This window comes from Virgibacillus sp. W0430, assembly GCF_051846935.1.
GTDB lineage: Bacteria > Bacillota > Bacilli > Bacillales > Amphibacillaceae > JBPYCR01.
In genome coordinates, this window is the sequence record NZ_JBPYCS010000005.1 from 12,407 (window position 1) to 31,565 (window position 19,159).

Here is a 19,159-nt window from a genome sequence, read left to right on the forward strand (position 1 = left end):
GGCACTACGAAATAAACGAGGATAAGCTATTTGGCTTATCCCGTTTACATAGATGCATCACCTAGAACGCCTGTCTCGGCAATATATTCTTTCGTTTTTTCATCACCAAGCTCATAGAGCATTTGAAAAACTTGGGTAACCTGACCGTCGTACGCTTCATTTGCTTTATCATTATGATAGTGCATAAACGGAACATGCGCACGCCAATACGCATTAAAATCCGCATGATACATCGCGTCAAGCTTACTACGTAATTGTTCAATTTCATCTTCTGTAGCGTAAATAGTAAAATCATCGTTATTATGGTAGCGACTACGTGATATTTCTCGAGAAGCTAAGCTTACATAATATTTTTCTTTCATACCGCACCTCCTACTAATAATGTGTCTCATTTTTTAGGAAGCATGTATGAAAGATATCGGATTCGTTTAAAGCAAACGATGCAGCTCTGTTCGCACAAGTTTGTTCGAAGCGTTTCGTGGTAATTGTTCAATAAAATGAATCTCTTTCGGGCATTTGTATTTAGCTAAATGTTTTTTTGCAAAGGACGATATTTTCTCTGCCGAAATAGTGTTATTTGAAGCGACAATAAAAGCTACGGGGACTTCTCCCCAAACTTCATTCGCTTTCCCAATAACTGCCGCTTCCTTGACGCCACTTACACGTGTCAATATTTGCTCAATCTCTGAAGGGTATATATTTTCACCACCAGATATAATTAAATCTTTTCTACGATCTACAACATATAAATAGCCCTCTTCATCCAAATACCCCATATCTCCAGTAGCTAACCAGCCAGCTTTAAATAAGTTTTTATTCGCTAATTGTCGGTTGTAGTAGCCATTTGTAACCATTGGGCCTTTCACAAAAATCTCCCCAACCGAATCCTCCCCCGGTTCACTGATTTTTATATCTGCACTTAACAATGGCTTTCCAGAAGATCCTAGTTTCGTTAAAGCGTCCGAAGGGTTCAGTGCGGCAATTTGGGCAGTTGTTTCCGTCATACCGTACGATTGAAAAACAGGTATATTCTTCGCTTGCGCACGTTCGAGCAAAACCTTAGGTGCTGGTCCCCCTCCAAGTAACATACAGCGAAACGTGTTCGGATAATGGTCGTCTCCTAATTCTTCCATTAACTTTTGCAGCATAACCGTTACAACCGACATGATCGTAACGTTTCTTTTCATAATTGCCTCATGTACAACTTTTTCATCAAACTTTTCTACTAAGTAAACAGCCGTTCCATAGATGACACTACGGATAAATATTGATAGTCCACCAATATGAAACATCGGTAGTACGACTAGCCATTTATCGTGATGGGACATGCCCAAATTTAAGGAGGAATTAACCGCACTCCACCAATAATTCCCATAAGTATGAATGACTGCCTTTGGTCTTCCAGTTGTTCCGGACGTATACATCATCGTAAAAGGCTGCTCTAAGTTTAGTTCTGTTTTTAACATTACATTTTTTTCTTCTGTGGTATAAATGTCTTGAAACGTTTTTGTCTGAACACGATTCGCATACTTTCGATCTGCCTCTTCCGATATAATCAATAAATGAAGGGCAGCATCCTTTATTTGATAATTTAATTCTGCTTCCGCTAAACGTGTATTCAGTAAAACCGCGACAGCTTGTAAGTAACTTAGCGCATATACAGCAATTATAATATCTGTACGATTTGCAGCTAGTATCCCTACATGTGTATCTTTCTTTACGTTTAGTTGTGCAAGTTTTCGAGCGACTAATTCGCTTTTCTCTTTTAATTCTAAGAAAGTAATAGGTTCTCTATTCGCTTGTTCAATGGCAATTTTATTTGGTACTAATGCAGCTTGTTTATCTAGCCAATGTGGAATTGCTTGACTCATAATTAAAACTCCTTTTACGACTAGCTGTGTAAAACTAAGTATGTACAATAAAAAAGAGGGAAATCCACATTCGAATTTTACCCTCTTTCTATTTTCAAATAATCGTGCTAATAAAACGTGAAAGCCGCTCCTTGTCCATATAAAGCGATTTTCAAATGAACAAAATAGGCTGCTTACTTAGTGTAATTTGAATAAACTCATTTTACGATTAAGGAAATCTAGGGAACTGGTCAAAATCTGGCTTGCGCTTTTCCTTGAATGCGTCCCTTCCTTCTTTCGCTTCATCTGTTGTGTAATAAAGCAATGTGGCATCCCCACCCATTTGCTGTAGCCCGGCTAATCCGTCTGTCGCTGCATTGAATGACGCCTTGAGCATACGTAACGCTGTCGGAGACTTCTCTAATATTTCTTCACACCACTGAATTGTTTCCTCTTCAAGCTTTTCTAGTGGCACAACTGTATTCACAAGCCCCATTTCATACGCTTGCTCCGCGTTATACTGACGACATAAGTACCAAATTTCACGAGCTCGTTTTTGTCCAACCATCTCAGCTAGCAAGCCTGCACCATAGCCAGCGTCAAAGCTACCTACTTTAGGGCCTGTTTGACCAAAAATGGCATTATCCGCTGCAATCGTTAAATCACAAACGACATGAAGAACGTGGCCACCACCAATAGCATAGCCTGCTACCATTGCAATAACTGGTTTTGGAATTGTACGAATAAGTCGTTGTAAATCTAATACGTTTAAACGTGGAATCTGGTCTGTTCCAACATAGCCACCGTGACCTCTAACAGATTGGTCACCTCCAGAACAGAATGCCTTTTCTCCAGCTCCAGTTAATATAATAACTCCGACAGATGAGTCGTCCCGCGCATCCGCAAATGCATCGATCATTTCATTGACTGTAAGAGGAGTAAACGCATTCCGCTTCTCTGGTCGATCGATCGTAATTTTGGCAATTCCGTTATATTTTTCATAAACTATTTCATTGTAATCTCTTACCTTATCCCATGCTACTGTCATTTCAATTTCCTCCTTGATTAATTAAATTATCTTTGTTTTAGAAATGATACTACTAGTTTACCAAAAACGGCTGGTTGTTCCACGTGAACAGCATGTCCGGCATCTTCAACTTCCGAATAGCTTGCGTATGGTAAATATAGCAGCATTCGTTTATTAATATTAATAAATTTTTCATCTTTACTTCCAGTAATTAAAAGCGTTTTTACATGGCAAGTTTGTAACGCCTCCCACCATGAGGGTTGAACACCAGTCCCCATAAATTGTAACGACTGCACTAAACCTGTTTCCGTCTGTGAAAGTCTTTCTTTCCGAACCTCTTTTTGTATTTCTTTTGGTAATGCTTTTTGACTGGCAAACATAGGAATACTTTCCCAGTAGTCAACAAATGAAGCGAGCCCTTTTTTTTCTATTTTTTCGGCAAGCTTTGTATCCTGACTGCGCCGCTTTTGCCTATCAGCCTCTTTCTCCAATCCTGGTGAGGCACTTTCAAGTACTAAAGATGCTACGTAATCTGGATAAAGCAGTGCAAAGCTTAACGCCGCTCTCCCCCCCATTGAATATCCAATTAAGTGCACTTTTTCCAGCTTTAAATATGCTAGAAATTGCTTAATATCTGAACTAAATCTATCCATCGTTCGTGGGGAGTGAATAACTGTTTCTCCATGGCCAGGCATATCAAGCGTAATACACATGTATTGATTTTCCCACTGTTTAATTACGTTTTTCCACGTTAAGCGACTGCCGGTAAACCCATGCATTAAGAGAAGTGGTGGGCCCTTCCCCCTTATTTCATAGGCATATGTAGCACCGTCGGTTGAAAATAAAGAACGTCTATGATTCATTTTTAAACAATTCCTTTTCAATCCTACTCCACTTGTCGCGATGCCATTGGACGTTCGCATTTCGATCGGTTTTCACTTCAATAACGGATAAACCAGATTGTGCATAGCTTAATGCAAGCAGCCGTTTTAGCTTTTCAGGTGTGTCAGCCACACTATATTTTCCGTCATACATATTAATCGCTTGCTCAAAGTCAATATGAAGTGGTGTGCCGAATAGTTTCTCAAAATTTCTTTCGTGCTTCGCTTGTGGTAAGAAAGAAAAGATTCCGCCACCATTATTATTTAAAAGAAGAATTGTAAGATTTAAATCATATTGTTTTGCTGTTAATAATCCATTTAAATCATGGTAAAAAGACAAATCACCTATAATAAGGGTTGCTGCCTTTGTTGCAGAGGCTGCTGTACCGAGTGCGCTGGAAACTACCCCATCAATTCCACTCGCTCCCCGGTTCGCATGGATGGAAATGTTTTTCTCCGTTGCCATAAAAAACGTATCCACATCCCGAATGGCCATGCTGTTCCCTACAAACAAACAGCTATGCATAGGAATCGCCTCAAATAAACACTTGACTGCTTCCCCTTCCGTTAGTTCACCTTGATCATCCATTTGATTCATTAAATGTTTTTTAGCTGACTGATTAAGTTGCTGCCATTCAGCCAACCATTCTCTATTTAAATTGTCTGTTGCACTAGAGTGATTGCGTAAATCATCACATAATGTAACTGGATCACTGTATATGAATTGCGTGGCATTTCCAGCTGGGTCACGTGATCCGGAATGTACTTCTACTACGAACTGCTGCACATTTTGCATTTCTTTTACGTAAAATAAATAGTTCTTCGAAATAGGCATCGCACCAAATCGGATGATATAGTCGGGCTTTAACCGATTTCGAATTGCTGGATAACGTAAAATAGCATCAAAACCTTCAATAATTTGTTCTTTTGAATGGCTTCCTGCACGTAGCTGGGATAAAGGATCTGCTAATACAGGTATATTCCATGCCGCAGCTAATTTCACGATGGCGCTTGCAAGTTGCTGATCAACTTGTGGCCCACAAACGATAACTCCTTTTTTGTATCCATTAATGCTTGCTGCAAGTTTTTCTAGATCGGTCACACTAAGCTTCTTTTCCCCCGACATCATCGCATGATATGGTCGTCTTTCATTTCTCTTACCCCAAAAATCAGTTACATTGAAATCTGGAACGAGAGGCTCACGAAATGGAAAATTCAAATGCACTGGACCTTTATTTCCAGAACAAGCTTCATAAATAACCCGAGAAGCCTTACTACGTACATAGCTTAATGATTGCTCCGAAGCTTCTGGCAGTGCCATGTCATGAAACCATTTTATATAGTCCCCGTACATATTTATTTGATTAATTGTTTGGGATGCTCCACTATCACGTAATTCGTGCGGACGATCCGCTGTAAGTACAATTATCGGTATACGACTGTAATAAGCTTCTACAACAGCCGGATAATAATTAGCAGCAGCTGTGCCCGACGTACAAAGTAGTGCTACCGGCTTCATTGATTCCTTTGCAATACCTAAAGCAAAAAAAGCGGCCGAACGTTCATCAATAATTACCCAGTCTTTTATTTGCTCATGCTCGGCAAACATCATCGCAAGTGGTGTAGAACGAGAACCAGGCGATATTACTACATTACGAAGACCACTTTGGGCAAGCTCATCCACAAAATTGCCGGTATATTTTGTAAGTATTTCTGTATAATCCATTACGAGCCCTCCAAAACAGTTAGCATTGGGAGTAGCTTTACTTTTGTCTCTTCATATTCCGCTTCCGGATTCGAGTCTTTCATTACGCCACACCCAGCAAACAAGGAAACTTCATCTCCTTGAATTAAACCAGAACGGATTGCGACAGCAAATTCTCCATTCCCCTTACTATCGATCCAGCCAACAGGCGCGCCATACCATCCTCTGTCTAGCTGCTCATTTTCTCTTATAAATGCTAATGACTCTTCCCTAGGAACACCCCCAAGCGCTGGGGTAGGGTGCAGTTTCTCTATAATATCAAATAAGCTAACCTCTTTTTTGATTTTTGCGTGAACAGGTGTATATAAATGATGGAGATTTTTCAATTGATATACGATCGGTTCTGTCGGTATATCAATGTCTGTACAATAGTCTTCCACGCTTTTTTTAATCATTTGGACAACGTAGTCATGTTCTTCTCTATTTTTTTCATCGTGCAAAAGTGCTTCGCTAATCTGGTTGTCTTCCATTTTTGTTCTACCTCTTGGTGCAGTTCCTGCTAAGCACGTGGAAAATAGGCTAGTTCCGTGTATTTTCACAAGTCTTTCTGGCGTAGCACCTAAAAAGCAGTCCTCACCTTGTTCAAAGGCAAAAATGAAACTGTTTTTTTGTTTATTTATTAAGTTTTTTAAAACTACCGCTACCTCTGCCTGTTTATTTAATTTCACACGCAGTTCTCGAGCAAGTACGATTTTTTTTACCCGTTGTTTTTTTATCTCATCTATTGCTTTTTTTACAATTTCAATCCATTCTTCGCTTCCAATTTCCTTTTTGTAGCGTATAGTTGTAGCTTGTGGAAATTGAACCGGTGCATCAAGTAATTCTACTATTTGATTCCATTTCGATATAAACGTGTCCAATTGGTCATTTGGCTGTACGGCTGATGTCATCGTCAAATAACTTTTTGACTTATTTTTAAATACGATAAACTCCGGGACGATAAATTGACTTGAAAGGAAGTTTTTCCACAAGGTTGTTTGTTGTCCATCCGGATCAAAAGACATACCACCTAGAGCTACAATACCCGTTCCTTCCGCCTCATATGGATCATGGACAATCGCTTCGGCAAGAAGCTGCTCCCACTTTTGCTTAGTTACTGTAAAACGTGAGGATTGAGCAGTAATTTCCCACGTCTTTCCAATCCCAACAATAGAATAATCAGCTTCTGTACTCGTCCAAAACATACGGTTTTTATTAAACTTTTTCGCTGCTTCAAACAATTTTAACAAATCTTTTATTCTTATTTCTTGTGTGAAGCTGGCTATTTGTACTGTATTTTGTTTATTCGCTTTTTGAATGGCGAGAGAGAATACGGATTCCATTGATTTTTCTTTTACTTCAATCATTTCTTTAACCTCCGATACGCTACTTGAGGACTCCTTCTCCATTTTATGCTCTTTTTGTCCGTTTCTCAAGAAAAGGACTATTATTGTAAATTACACTTCTAAAGGAATGCCTTTTCAAACCGATTCCACTGTCACTCAAAAGTTTCCATACGTTTCGTAACAGCAACTACTTAACCCCCGATTAGAAATTGACAGGTCGTAACCGTTTCTCTAAAATAGTGTTGATATGCACCATGTTAGGGAGAGAGCAAATATGCAAAGTAAAACAGATATAAAAAAAGCACTAAATGAACGTGAAGGTGTTCAAATATGGTGGCGTTTACTGCGCCCGCATACATTGACTGCTTCTTTCGTACCCGTATTTACTGGAACAATGGCAGCACTATTAGAAGGCTTCTTCAATATATATTTATTTATCGCCATGTTAGTCGCTTCTATGCTTATTCAAGCAGCTACAAACATGTTCAATGAGTATTATGACTATAAGCGTGGACTGGACAATGAGCAATCGGTCGGTATCGGAGGTACGATTGTACGCGATGGGATTTCACCAAAGACCGTTTACAATTTAGCTCTTTTATTTTTTGGAATTGCCCTTTTGCTCGGTATTTACATATGTATGGAGTCGAGCTGGTGGATTGCTGTAATCGGACTCATTTGCATGCTTTTTGGTTATCTGTATACAGGCGGTCCAATTCCTATTGCTTATACACCATTCGGTGAAATATGTGCTGGGTTCATTATGGGTACAGTAATCATTTCTATTAGTTACTTTATCCAAACAATGCACGTTTCTGCCTCTATTATATTTATTTCATTGCCTATTGCTATTTTTATTGGCGCGATATTACTTGCTAATAATATTCGCGACTTAGACGGTGATAAGCTAAATGGACGAAGAACTATTGCAATCCTCGTCGGTAAACAAAATGCGATACGCCTTTTAGGTGCTTCCTTTCTGTTTGCCTACAGTTTAACACTAATTTACATTTTGAGTGGAGTTCTTCCTTTTTGGTCGGTACTTACATTTGTTAGCATAAAAAAAGCAGTCGATGTTATCCGTGGCTTCAAAGGAAAATCGACCCCAATTGAAATGATGCCAGCAATGATTGCTACAGGAAAAACAAATACATTTTATGGCGTACTGCTCGGCTTGTCTTTATTATTAGATAAACTTTTGTAATAAAGACTTTCGGTGATATTCAAGAAAATGATAGTTAAATAGTAAGATATCAAGGCGTACAGCCTGCGTGTTTGAAGGTCAAAACGTACACTAGGAAACAGGCTTATAAATGCGATTATGACCGCAAGGAGAATAAGATACAGGTCATTCATTTACAAATCAGAGCACAAACTGAGTTATCTGGAATGGAAGGCCACTCCAGCGGGAAAGCATGCGTCTTGGAATCCCACAGTGAGCCCTCTTTGCGAGCAAGAGGTTCAAGACGTACCCGCGGGAAGGTCCGCCTGCAGCGTAAGGTAACAGAGTAATAAAGTCGGTATAACTCAAAACTCACAATTGAATCAGAATAAATAGGCTAAGATTAATGCCTAAATATATTATACGAGGAGAGAAAGATGGATAAACCTCAAAACACATTAATGAAAGCATTAGGAATTGAAATAATTACACTAAAGCCTGAACTCGTAGAAATGACGATGCCTGTTGATGATCGTACACATCAGCCAGCAGGTTATTTGCACGGTGGTGCTAGTGTACTGCTAGCAGAAACTGCTGCAAGCATTGGGGCATATTTAAACATCGATCAAGCTTCTTTTAATGTTTTCGGGATGGAAATAAATGCAAATCATGTAAAAAGCAAAAAATCTGGCGTTGTAACTGCAAAAGCGACGCCGCTTCATATCGGTAAAACAACGATGGTATGGAATATTAACATCCATGATGAGAAAAATGATTTAATTTGCATTTCTCGCTGTACAATAGGTGTTGTTCCAAAAAGATGAGCTTAATAAATAATTATAAAAAAGTCAGCCAGTCCTTTTTTTACAAAAGGAACGAGCTGACTTTTCTATTTTTTAATAAAAGAATTTTGATTGTAGTTTTTTTATACAAACTTCATACGCTTTTCTTCAATCCAGCTTTTCATTTTTATAAATAATGGAACAAATAACAATCCAACAACAATTCCTTTAATCACGTTAAATGGAAGCACCCCTGCTGTAACTGTTACCCATTTAATTTGATCGTTCATTTCCATTCCGACAAGCCACGAATAAGCGGGTAAAATAATAAAGTAGTTTAACACACTCATACCGACAGCCATTATAATCGTCCCTGTAATAAGACCGGAAACAACGCTTTTAACACCTTTATACTTATGATAAAGGATTGCTACTGGGACAGTGAACATTACACCTGCAAGGAAGTTTGCAGTAACTCCTATTGGATCACTCGCTCCCCCGATTACTAAATATAAAACATTTTTAATCGCTACAACGAGCACACCTGCTAATGGTGAAAAAATAAGTGCCGCCATTATTGCAGGTACATCACTGAAATCAATTTTTAAATACGGCGGTAAAAATGGCAACGGGAAATTTAGAAAAAACAGCCCGAGCGAAATCGTTCCTAACAAAGAAAGTATAATGAGTTTTACTAATTTTGATGATCGTCTTGATGACTGCATCATCGATCTCCTCCTTCATCCTATATCGATCCATATCTTACTGATGAAGGGTAAGCCGTTTTGCATACGTTTGTTCATCCTAACTAAAAAACCCTAAAACCAATACTATCGGCTTTAGGGCATGTATGTGCATAGGAAAATTAGACATGGTACAACCATATCAAAAAACGGCTTCATCTTCTCCCATCCAGACTGTAACTGTCGGCCCCAGACTTACACTGGGTCAACCGCTCGGCAATTGCCGCTGCGGGTCACGGGCTTGGAATTCAACTTCCTTACCGTCGGTCGGGAATTTCACCCTGCCCCGAAAATGGAATCGATATTTTATTACCACTTATTATACAGCTTTCATTTCATTTTGCAAGGCGTTCGTTTATTAATCTCTCACTTTTGTACAACGTTTATCGTAAATACAACGCATGCATAGTGAAGGACTATGAAGAATTCTTCTCCCCAAAATGGGCTGCGGTTGTCGCGCTCAAAGTTCAGAACAAATCTATCCACTTTTCAAGAAAAGTCCTTGAACTTACTCAAAAACAACACTCACTTCCGGCATTATTTCCGGTTGTTTTTTACATATTTTACTTATTAAGGACATTTCAAGCACTGAATTAGTCTTCCAAAGGATTTAAGTTTTCTTCCCCGGTTAATCCAGCAATCATTGAAACGAGTAATTCAATCACTTCTTCAATATCTTTTTTGCTCGCTGTTTCTACTGGAGAATGCATATAGCGTAATGGCAAAGAAACGAGTGCAACTGGAACACCCTTCCCAGTTAAGCGCATTTTATCAGCGTCCGTACCTGTCATGCGGGGTGTTAACTCATATTGCAAATTTATCTGCTTTTGTCTTGCTGCCATTTCCAAAAGTTTATTTATTTTTCTATTGATTGGAGCACCTTTAGCAATAACTGGCCCCTTTTCAAGTTGAACGTCACCATATTTATTTTTATTTACACCAGGATAGTCGGTTGCAAACGTTACGTCACAAGCAATTGCCATTGTAGGCGCTACAGCTGAAGCAGCAAAATATGCTCCACCCATGTTTGTTTCTTCATTTACTGTACTCGCTGCGTAAACTCCTACTTGACATTCCATCTTTGCTAATCGTTTTATAATTTCTGCAACAATAAATGCACCTGTACGATTATCCAACCCTCTGCCAGAAACATATCGATCCATCAGTTGTACTGGTTCTGTTTTATAAACAGCCAAATCTCCTATTTGTACATATTTCTCTGCCTCGGCTTTCGACTTAAACCCACAATCAATAAATAAATCTTCTAGTCCAAACGCATCTTTTAAACCGCCATGATGCTGTGCATTAACCCCGATTACACCTGTACACGTTTGACTAAATCCAAGAACCGTAACTTTCATACCTACCGCTGCCTTTGGATTGATGCCACCCATTTTATCAAAGTGTAAGAATCCAGCGTCATCAATCCGATTAACAATCAATCCAATCTCATCACAATGACCAGCTAATAAAACTTTAAAGCTTTTTTCAGGGTTAAGTACGCCAATTGCATTACCGGCATGATCTGTTCTTATTTCATCTACATATGGTTCAACGTATGATATCCACTTTTTTTGTATTTCCATTTCATTACTTGAAGGGGACGGTGTATTTAATAAATCAAATAAAAATTTATCATTTTCCTGTTCCAAGTTAGCATCCTCCTAAATATATCTTTTTATTATCATACCAAATATTAATTGTTGGAGCACTTCCGTTTACGAATACAGATACGTTCGCTAAACTATATGTAACGTAACTCACTCAAATTTTAAAGGAGGCTTTTTATGCAATTACTGGAATGGTTTGAAAAAGGCGTTGCACCTGACACGTACATGGAATCATTAGAAAAGCATAAGGAAGCATTTTTTCACATTTATAACCAATTTCAAATACCAGCGAATGATGAAGGCTTTTTACAAAGCTTAAAACAAAAGAAATTAAATGTGATTGTTATAGCGGAGCCTTGGTGTGGACATTGCATGTTAAATATTCCTGTACTCCTTCGATTGGCTCAAAAGTCGGACATGGCAGTCAGATTTCTCGCTCGTGATAAATACCCTGACTTTATGGATCACTACTTAACAAATGGAAAGCGGATAATTCCTATCTTTATCTTTATAAACGAAAGCGGAGATGAGGTAGGGAAATGGGGACCACTTGCACCAAAAACAAAGCAATTTACAGATGAATTAAAGAAAGATCTTCCAGAAAAAAATTCCGTTAATTATGATGAAAAGTTCCAATCACTTATTATGCATACTTCAAAAACATTTAAAGAAGATGAGTCCTTCTGGTTAGCTTCGTATGAAGATATTAAAAAGACACTACAGCAAGCAATGTAATCGTTTATTGACTATTATTTACGTCCCTTTAAAGTAAATCATAATTTTTATATGGAGAAGTAACATAAGAAGCATTTTTCCAGCTTGTTTTTTCTTAACTTACTATAAACAAATTAGCAACGGCGATCTTCAATACACATGTAGTTCCGTTGCTTTTTTTCGTTAACCTAAAACAGCAAAATGAATGCTCTTTTCATGGCTCAAAGAAAGCGAGTATATTTCAGCCGTCAACGTACATTAAAACAGACGATACAAAAAGGTGTTTTTCAGGATTTTAAATATTCGTCCACTAATACGTGACTCAATCCTTGTAATTTAATCCTTTGAATGCCTATCATCTTTATGTTATTATAAAATAATCTGTGAAATTTTCATAATACAAGTAGGAGTTGTTCAACCATGACAAACAACCTTGAAGTCGGACAAATAATTACTGGAAAAGTAACTGGAATTCAGCCGTACGGCGCCTTTGTAACTGTCTCTGATAACATCCAAGGACTGGTGCATATTTCGGAAGTGACGAATGGATTTGTTAATGATATTAACGAGCATTTGAACGTAGGGGATGAGGTTAACGTAAAAATAATACAAATTGATGAAGCTAGTAATAAAATATCCCTCTCCATTCGTGCTACAGAGGAGCCAGCAGCTGCGTCGGCAGAAAAAACGACGAACAAAAAAGCTCCCAAATTAAATCCTGTTGAAGAAGAATCACCAGGATTCCATACACTAAAGGATAAATTGGAAGATTGGCTAAAACAGTCAACAGAACGGGAAAAGCTGTATAAAAACTAAAAACGTTTAATCTGCACTTAAAAGCTTTCTCCCTATTGGAGAAAGCTTTTTTTCGATTAAATATCTGTTCGTGGCTCTTGTTCAGCCTGCTCCATAAATGCTCGATCTGATCGAAAGAGTAACGACAAACTAATTAAACCACTAATCCCAACTAATGTATATATAATGCGTGCAAAACCGGCTGCTTGACTTCCTTGTCCAAAAATAGCCGCAACTAAGTCGTATTGAAATAAGCCAATTAACCCCCAATTGATGGCACCTATAATCATAATTGCCAGTGCAGCTCGTTGTATTCCACTCATTTGCTTCACCCCCTTAATATGATAAGCATAATAAATCCTACATAGTGTTTATATACTGAAACAAAGCAATTCGTTTGTCAGTATAAAATAGTCTTTACCATATAAAAAAAATTATACGAATGGAGGGCAGCTGTTCATCCTCCTAATTGAATTTCGTCAATAAACTGGGCTTAAAACACAGTTTTTAAGTAGTTGCATTTCTAAAGAAACCGATAATTGGATTAAAAATATTTTTTATGATTTTATGTTTATAATCCATTCATCGGGGTATACTATGTTATGTAAGACTTTCTCGTATTCCCCCTGTAAGCAAAGCGATTATCGCTTTGCTCTTTTTTTGCTCTATTGTTTATACATAAACAAATGTATGAGTAAAATGGTTGTGGGGGAACAGATGCACGAATCTAACTAGATAATATGTGATCAATTTTACTTCGAACGATATACACATGAATAACACCGCTGATTTTCTAGAGGAGGCTGAGGCCGGGCCCACGGAAAGCGTAGTGTATATCTACTGCGGTCGGTAAGAATCAATACTAAAATTAACGAATACAAAGAGAGGTTTTTTAACTTCTTAAAATAACACCCACAAATACGTGACTCAATCTAAACAATTCGTGAACGATGTAAAATAACTCGATATTCGATATAATTAACATATTACCTGAATAAAGGAGAATACAATGAATTTATTTGAAGACGTACAAAATAGAAAAGAAACAAAGTCATATAAGTGGGATGCGTTAGATACTGTTTTTAAATCGAAAGATGTACTACCAATGTGGGTCGCTGATATGGACTTTAAAGCTCCAGAAGCAGTAAATGAAGCGATAAGAAATCGTGCAGATCACGGAATATATGGCTATACGATTATTGACTCAGAAATTAAGGAAGCGATTGTCAAATGGGTTGAAAATAGACATCTTTGGTCAATTAAGCAAAACTGGTTATCGTTTAGCCCTGGTGTTATCACAAGCTTACATATTGCAATTCAAGCATTTACACAACCAAATGATAAAATATTGCTACAAACACCCGTATATACTCCCTTCTTTCAAATCATTAAGGGGAGTAACCGCCAAGTAATTGAAAATGAACTTATTTTAGACAATAATTATTATAAAATTGACTTTACCGATTTAGAAAATAAGTTTAAACAAGGAATTAAAGCGTTCATCTTATGTTCACCACATAATCCAGTAGGACGCGTCTGGAAAAAAGAAGAGTTACTGGAAATAGGAAGATTATGTTTAAAATACAATGTATTAATATTAGCAGACGAGATTCATGCTGATTTAACGTTTCCAGGCAACCAACATATCCCTATCGCTTCCTTATCAGATGAAATTGCACAACAGACGATAACATGCATGTCTCCAACGAAAACTTTTAATTTAGCAGGACTTCAAGCATCGTACATGATAACAACTGATGAAAGAAAGCGAACGATTATTAATGATGCGTTAGCACAGCAAGGATTCAATATGCTAAATACAATTGGGGTTATCGCGATGGAAGCCGCATATAAACATGGAGAGTCATGGCTACAATCTCTAATGCAATTGTTAGAACAACATAAGACGTGGGCAATTGACCAGCTTGAAACTAACACATCGTTAAAAGTTGTGCGATCAGAAGGTACGTATCTTCTTTGGGTTGATTGTAGTTCATTACAAATGGATAGCGAGGCACTACACAAATTTATGATTGAAGAAGCTAAAGTAGGTCTTAACCCTGGTGCTGCATATGGTGAAGCAGGGGCGGCGTTCATGCGTATAAATATTGCTTGTCCACGTCAAATGTTGGAAAAAGGTATAAACCGTATCGTTCATGCCGTAAATGCGCTCTAACTATACTTGCTCGGTACAATTCACCTGTGCTCCAGAGATATAAGTTACTTAGTAAAATTACACCTTTGAAAGAGAAGTCAGACCGTAAACTGGCTTCTCTTTTAATAATGAATTTATAAGATTTTTTCGGTATTTTTGATTTGTATAATTAACCGTGTTGCTTAAAAGAACTTCCTTAAACCATCCAAATGCTCGATTGCACTTCTTCTAAAGTTAACTTAACCTTCGTCTTCTTTTTCGTTAGATTCGGTTGGATCTGTTGGGGTTTCATTCTCTTTCGTATCCGGTGAAATTTTCCCGCAAATTATTCGAGTCCCGCCATTACCACCAGGCTGACTCATCCCATCATCCGGATCCTTCGTAACAATTAAAGACGTACCCTCACCTTTTAACAACGATTGTTTACCGTCCAATAATGTTGCTTCAGCGAGCATTAATTCAATATCAACAATTCCACTAGCATCTGCTTCAATATTAGGCAAGTCACCTAAGTGCGCGCCTTTCGGATGCATCAGTCCATGCTCTTTACCATCCGGATTAAAATGATTACCCGCACTTATAAAATCAGGACCTTCACATTTTGGATATTCGTGCACATGGATGCCATGAAAGCCTGGGGTTAATCCTTCCAGCTTCAACTTAATATTTATCCCATCTGGTGTTTCCGATAGTTTAGCTGTTCCAACCATGTCGCCATCGGTATTATACATATTTACCGTCTGTGCTGTTTTTGCACCAGTTTGACAAGATAAGAGAATTGCTGTGAAAATTAGCAGAAAAAGCAAACGCATATTGGCTACTCCTTTAGGATTGTGAAAATAGACTTCTCTTTTAGTATTCACAAAACCCACAGGATTAATCGTTAAATTCGTTTATTATTCCGTAATAGACTGCTCTAAATCAAAACGGGTAATTTCTTCTTTATTAATCGTAACGACAAGATCATGCCCATTTGAAACAAAAGCCGCTCAATCGCAGGGCTGTAGTGGCCAATCAATTTATCAAATGCTTGTAAATTCCCCTCTTTACAAGCGATAATTAGTGCATCCACAAACTCCCCCCCTTTTTACGTCAGTTGATTATACAACGTTTTCCGTTATAGAAAGGTTGCATATTGCCGAAAAACAGTGTACTAAAATACAAAAAAGCATCTCCCAAATTGTAGTCATTAATAAAAACTAACAAAGGTGGAAAGATACTTCTAAAGGCTAATATGAAACTATGTCGCATTTTCCGATGGAAAGGTTATCGAAAACCAAAAGTTTTATATGCAATTATTTCCTCTATAATAGGGATGCTATTTAGTAAAGCTGAATTTTACTTACCCTTCCTATTATTACGAATACATGATCGATAAAGTTTACAAAGCAACGTTCCAATTACCTAGTTGACAACTAGAGTTTGATTGTGCTCGCTACTTACACATACATCATTTAACGAACTATTAATACCGTTTTGTTTTATCATTTTCGATTGGATCATTCAACTGCTTGTATTCTTCATAATGTTCATCAAAAAACTGTTCTTCTTTTTTTGACTTTTTATAAAATAAATACATGGCGGCAATCGCACCAACCATAAAAATAACAAGCATAATAAATGCTGGAATATACTCCGATTTGTCTTCAGGGAAATACAAAAATTCCATCATCATTTGAAATCACTTCCTTCATATCGATTATAGCAAATTTAAATTTTTTACTAAATAGAATTACCTATTATTCGCCAATTTGTTCTTTTTTTGACACAATAGAAGAGAAGTATAAAAGAAGGAGGTTGAGAAAAAGTGGCGAATATCAATATAGGTGATGTCGTAGAAGCAAGCTACAATTCAGGCAGCTATATCGGAAAAGTCCTTGAAGATCGTCGAAACTTCTACCTTGTTAAAGTATTAGCCGTTGTTAAGCATCCACAACAAGGAGATCTACACAACCCTGGTAAAGTCGACGGTGTAGCCTTCCATGAAAGAAAAGCATTAGCTTTTACTGAAAAAATGAATGTCGCTAAACGTAAGGTAGTCCCATATGTTGGGGAAATTCCAGACTACAAACAATCTTTAAAAGAAGCCATTGCTGACATAAAACAAGAGTTACATCATTCCAACACGGATTACAGCAAAGCTGCATTGCAAAAGCTATCTGATTTAGAAATGCATTTTTATAATAAATTATTTTAATAAAAAAGCGGAAAGGAAGAATTTAAAATGAGTGTACATATTGGAGCAAACAAAGGTGATATTGCGGAGGCTATTTTGCTTCCTGGAGACCCATTACGAGCAAAATATATTGCTGAAAACTATTTAGAGGATGTTACACAGTACAATGAAGTACGTGGCATGTACGGTTATACAGGTACATATAAAGGAGAGCGTATTTCAGTACAAGGAAGCGGAATGGGCGTCCCATCCATTTCAATTTACGTCAATGAATTAATTCAGAGCTATGACGTAAAAAAGCTCATTCGTGTAGGTACATGCGGTGCACTGAAAAAAGAGGTAAATGTCCGGGACGTTATTTTAGCACAAGGATCTACAACAGATTCGCAAATGAACCGCATGACCTTTGCAGGTATTGATTATGCACCTCTTGCTGATTTTGGCTTACTAAAAGCTGCTTATGAGCTTGGTGTGCAGAAAGAATTGGATATAAAGGTCGGAAATATATTTACAAGTGATGCATTTTATCGGGATAATGGACAGGAAATTAATGAATTGTTAGCGAAATATAATGTACTTGCTGTTGAAATGGAAACAACTGCACTGTATACATTAGCAGCAAAATATGACTGTAAAGCGCTATCCATCCTAACTGTTTCTGATCATGTTATAACTGGAGAGTCTACTTCTGCAGAAGAAAGACAAACAACATTCCATGAAATGATGGAAATTGCCCTTGAAACAGCTATCCAATCGTAATTTAGAAAAGTGAAGAAGATGCCTTTCAAATTACAAAAAGAAAAACGCTTATTATAGAAGCGAAGAAAACCGGTAGAAAGGACATAGCTTATTTATGAATCTATTTTTAAATTTCCCTTTGGTCGCCGCACTGACAGCGATTGTCTTTGCTCAAGTTATTAAAGTACCTATTCGGCTAATCGTAACGAAAGAATTTGTTCCAGGGCTTGTTTTCAGTACGGGCGGTATGCCGAGCAGCCACTCTGCAGCTGTTGCAGCATTAACAACTGGGATAGGGATTTTGGATGGTGTGATGTCGACATCGTTTGCAATTTCATTCGTAATCAGCATCATCATTATGTTTGACGCTACCGGTGTTCGGAGACAAGCAGGAGAACAAGCAATTTTATTAAATCAGCTTGTAAAAGACTTTCAATATTTCATAGAAGAAGCAAAAGATTGGAACAAAAAAGCCGAATATGAAAAAAGAAAAGAGTTAAAAGAATTGCTCGGACACCAACCAATAGAAGTGCTCTTTGGTGGCTTATCAGGAATCGGCATCGCATTTTTGCTTTATCAATTTTAATATTTCGGAAGGAAACTTCTTTAAAGAGACGAACTTTAATTCCGCTAGCAGCCAAAACCTATTCATACAGCTCTTTCGTAGCGTTTTATACAACGATATGCATAAGTAAAAAACCATTGTCCGTTTGAATCGCACAAACGGATAATGGTTTTTCTTATTCGGCTCTTATTTGTTCTCTAAACACTTGTAATGCTTTATTTTCATTGAGGGCAACAATTTCTTTTTCTGTAATTTTGCCATTTCCACGTTTAATAACATATACTTCCACTTCTTTTTTTCCCCATTCCGAATACACTTGATCAACGGTTGGATAGTACAAGTCTATTTTATTTCCTTTAATCGCTCCACCTTTATCCGCGACAACACCATAGCCATAGTCGGGAATATAAAGTATCGTTCCTAACGGATAGATAGATAAGTCTGCAGCGATGGTAGAATACAAATCACGCTTCACTTTAACACCAGAGAAAGTAATTCCATATTGCGGGTGTTCTGGTGTTTTACCTGTTGATTCTACCCCAGCTGTATACCCTGTCGCAATAACCGTTTCTCTTGGGTATTGTTCAAGATTAATTGCTTCTTCTAATGTTTTCGGTCCTTCAATTTGCTCACTTGAAATATACTGTTTTTTTTCAAGTCTACTATTTAATTTTTTCTCTTCAAAACGCACAGAGCGATACGGTTCCTGTTTTTCTATTCGCAGGACCGTCGGATCGGCATTTGCTTGAACGGCTCCTTGTTTAATATCTTGCCATGTAATGTTTGAAATAGAGACTGCTGTTGCATACATCGCCCCAAAGCATAGCACTGTCATAGTAAGCCTGCGAATAAACTTGATTTTATTCATAAA

General features: G+C 37.7%; 21 protein-coding genes and 1 riboswitch. Of the genes, 8 read left to right on the top strand and 13 right to left on the bottom strand.

The annotated features are described in order from the left end of the window. Window positions 1-44: 44 nt before the first annotated feature. The 6 genes from ACLIBH_RS03980 to ACLIBH_RS04005 all read right to left on the bottom strand — a co-directional run bounded on the left by ACLIBH_RS03980 (window position 45) and on the right by ACLIBH_RS04005 (window position 6,869). Window positions 45-362, bottom strand: a complete 318-nt coding sequence (locus ACLIBH_RS03980; protein ID WP_439315403.1) for a hydrolase — start codon at window positions 360-362, stop codon at window positions 45-47. Between the two features lie 66 nt (window positions 363-428). Then, on the bottom strand, window positions 429-1,871 hold the full coding sequence (locus ACLIBH_RS03985; protein WP_439315404.1) for an o-succinylbenzoate--CoA ligase: 1,443 nt from the start codon (window positions 1,869-1,871) through the stop codon (window positions 429-431). 208 nt (window positions 1,872-2,079) lie between these two features. Further along, a complete protein-coding gene (gene menB, locus ACLIBH_RS03990; RefSeq protein ID WP_439315405.1) occupies window positions 2,080-2,898 on the bottom strand; it encodes a 1,4-dihydroxy-2-naphthoyl-CoA synthase in 819 nt (272 codons plus the stop codon). A gap of 26 nt (window positions 2,899-2,924) precedes the next feature. After that, entirely contained in the window at window positions 2,925-3,740 is an 816-nt protein-coding gene (gene menH / locus ACLIBH_RS03995) for a 2-succinyl-6-hydroxy-2,4-cyclohexadiene-1-carboxylate synthase (RefSeq protein ID WP_439315406.1), read from the bottom strand. Beyond that, entirely contained in the window at window positions 3,730-5,484 is a 1,755-nt protein-coding gene (gene menD, locus ACLIBH_RS04000; protein ID WP_439315407.1) for a 2-succinyl-5-enolpyruvyl-6-hydroxy-3-cyclohexene-1-carboxylic-acid synthase, read from the bottom strand. The genes menH and menD overlap by 11 nt, the downstream gene beginning before the upstream one ends. Continuing rightward, on the bottom strand, window positions 5,484-6,869 hold the full coding sequence (locus ACLIBH_RS04005) for an isochorismate synthase (RefSeq protein ID WP_439315408.1): 1,386 nt from the start codon (window positions 6,867-6,869) through the stop codon (window positions 5,484-5,486). Before ACLIBH_RS04005 ends, menD begins: the two co-directional genes overlap by 1 nt. 253 nt (window positions 6,870-7,122) lie before the next feature. Here ACLIBH_RS04005 and ACLIBH_RS04010 point away from each other — a divergent pair, with 253 nt between their 5' ends. Together ACLIBH_RS04010 and ACLIBH_RS04015 are read left to right on the top strand one after the other, a co-directional pair. Beyond that, window positions 7,123-8,052, top strand: coding sequence for a 1,4-dihydroxy-2-naphthoate polyprenyltransferase (locus ACLIBH_RS04010; protein ID WP_439315409.1), 930 nt, complete (start codon window positions 7,123-7,125; stop codon window positions 8,050-8,052). Between the two features lie 395 nt (window positions 8,053-8,447). Next, window positions 8,448-8,834, top strand: a complete 387-nt coding sequence (locus tag ACLIBH_RS04015; protein WP_439315410.1) for a hotdog fold thioesterase — start codon at window positions 8,448-8,450, stop codon at window positions 8,832-8,834. A gap of 101 nt (window positions 8,835-8,935) precedes the next feature. On the opposite strand, the gene ACLIBH_RS04020 is transcribed toward ACLIBH_RS04015, so the two are convergent. After that, window positions 8,936-9,517, bottom strand: coding sequence for an ECF transporter S component (locus ACLIBH_RS04020; RefSeq protein ID WP_439315532.1), 582 nt, complete (start codon window positions 9,515-9,517; stop codon window positions 8,936-8,938). 171 nt (window positions 9,518-9,688) lie between these two features. Continuing rightward, window positions 9,689-9,833: riboswitch (FMN riboswitch) on the bottom strand. Window positions 9,834-10,128: 295 nt separating this feature from the next. Next, window positions 10,129-11,187 carry a M20/M25/M40 family metallo-hydrolase gene (locus ACLIBH_RS04025; protein ID WP_439315411.1) on the bottom strand — a complete coding sequence of 353 codons (1,059 nt, stop codon included), beginning with the start codon at window positions 11,185-11,187 and terminating at the stop codon, window positions 10,129-10,131. Window positions 11,188-11,322: 135 nt separating this feature from the next. Between ACLIBH_RS04025 and ACLIBH_RS04030 the strand changes: the two genes are divergently transcribed. Both ACLIBH_RS04030 and yugI read left to right on the top strand, forming a co-directional pair. Next, a complete protein-coding gene (locus ACLIBH_RS04030) occupies window positions 11,323-11,880 on the top strand; it encodes a thioredoxin family protein (RefSeq protein WP_439315412.1) in 558 nt (185 codons plus the stop codon). 399 nt (window positions 11,881-12,279) lie between these two features. Further along, a complete protein-coding gene (gene yugI / locus ACLIBH_RS04035) occupies window positions 12,280-12,675 on the top strand; it encodes a S1 domain-containing post-transcriptional regulator GSP13 (RefSeq protein ID WP_439315413.1) in 396 nt (131 codons plus the stop codon). 56 nt (window positions 12,676-12,731) lie between these two features. Here the strand turns inward: yugI and ACLIBH_RS04040 are convergent, their stop codons facing one another. Continuing rightward, window positions 12,732-12,977, bottom strand: a complete 246-nt coding sequence (locus ACLIBH_RS04040; protein ID WP_439315414.1) for a DUF378 domain-containing protein — start codon at window positions 12,975-12,977, stop codon at window positions 12,732-12,734. 686 nt (window positions 12,978-13,663) lie between these two features. Between ACLIBH_RS04040 and ACLIBH_RS04045 the strand changes: the two genes are divergently transcribed. Next, window positions 13,664-14,830: a MalY/PatB family protein gene (locus tag ACLIBH_RS04045; protein WP_439315415.1), complete on the top strand. Its 1,167-nt coding sequence runs from the start codon at window positions 13,664-13,666 to the stop codon at window positions 14,828-14,830. Window positions 14,831-15,048: 218 nt separating this feature from the next. On the opposite strand, the gene ACLIBH_RS04050 is transcribed toward ACLIBH_RS04045, so the two are convergent. From ACLIBH_RS04050 to ACLIBH_RS04060, 3 genes are all read right to left on the bottom strand, one after another. After that, complete coding sequence (locus tag ACLIBH_RS04050; RefSeq protein ID WP_439315416.1) at window positions 15,049-15,621, bottom strand: superoxide dismutase family protein; 573 nt, start codon at window positions 15,619-15,621, stop codon at window positions 15,049-15,051. A gap of 104 nt (window positions 15,622-15,725) precedes the next feature. Beyond that, window positions 15,726-15,881, bottom strand: coding sequence for a hypothetical protein (locus tag ACLIBH_RS04055; RefSeq protein WP_439315417.1), 156 nt, complete (start codon window positions 15,879-15,881; stop codon window positions 15,726-15,728). Between the two features lie 393 nt (window positions 15,882-16,274). Then, the gene (locus tag ACLIBH_RS04060) at window positions 16,275-16,484 is read right to left on the bottom strand and encodes a hypothetical protein (RefSeq protein WP_439315418.1); all 210 of its coding nucleotides are present in this window, start codon (window positions 16,482-16,484) and stop codon (window positions 16,275-16,277) included. Window positions 16,485-16,616: 132 nt separating this feature from the next. Here ACLIBH_RS04060 and kapB point away from each other — a divergent pair, with 132 nt between their 5' ends. The 3 genes from kapB (at window position 16,617) to ACLIBH_RS04075 (ending at window position 18,309) form a co-directional block, all read left to right on the top strand. Beyond that, complete coding sequence (kapB, locus tag ACLIBH_RS04065; RefSeq protein ID WP_439315419.1) at window positions 16,617-17,006, top strand: sporulation phosphorelay system protein KapB; 390 nt, start codon at window positions 16,617-16,619, stop codon at window positions 17,004-17,006. 27 nt (window positions 17,007-17,033) lie between these two features. After that, window positions 17,034-17,744, top strand: a complete 711-nt coding sequence (deoD, locus tag ACLIBH_RS04070) for a purine-nucleoside phosphorylase (RefSeq protein WP_439315420.1) — start codon at window positions 17,034-17,036, stop codon at window positions 17,742-17,744. 94 nt (window positions 17,745-17,838) lie between these two features. After that, entirely contained in the window at window positions 17,839-18,309 is a 471-nt protein-coding gene (locus tag ACLIBH_RS04075) for a divergent PAP2 family protein (RefSeq protein ID WP_439315421.1), read from the top strand. Between the two features lie 154 nt (window positions 18,310-18,463). On the opposite strand, the gene ACLIBH_RS04080 is transcribed toward ACLIBH_RS04075, so the two are convergent. Then, a complete protein-coding gene (locus ACLIBH_RS04080; protein WP_439315422.1) occupies window positions 18,464-19,156 on the bottom strand; it encodes a 3D domain-containing protein in 693 nt (230 codons plus the stop codon). Window positions 19,157-19,159 lie beyond the last annotated feature (3 nt).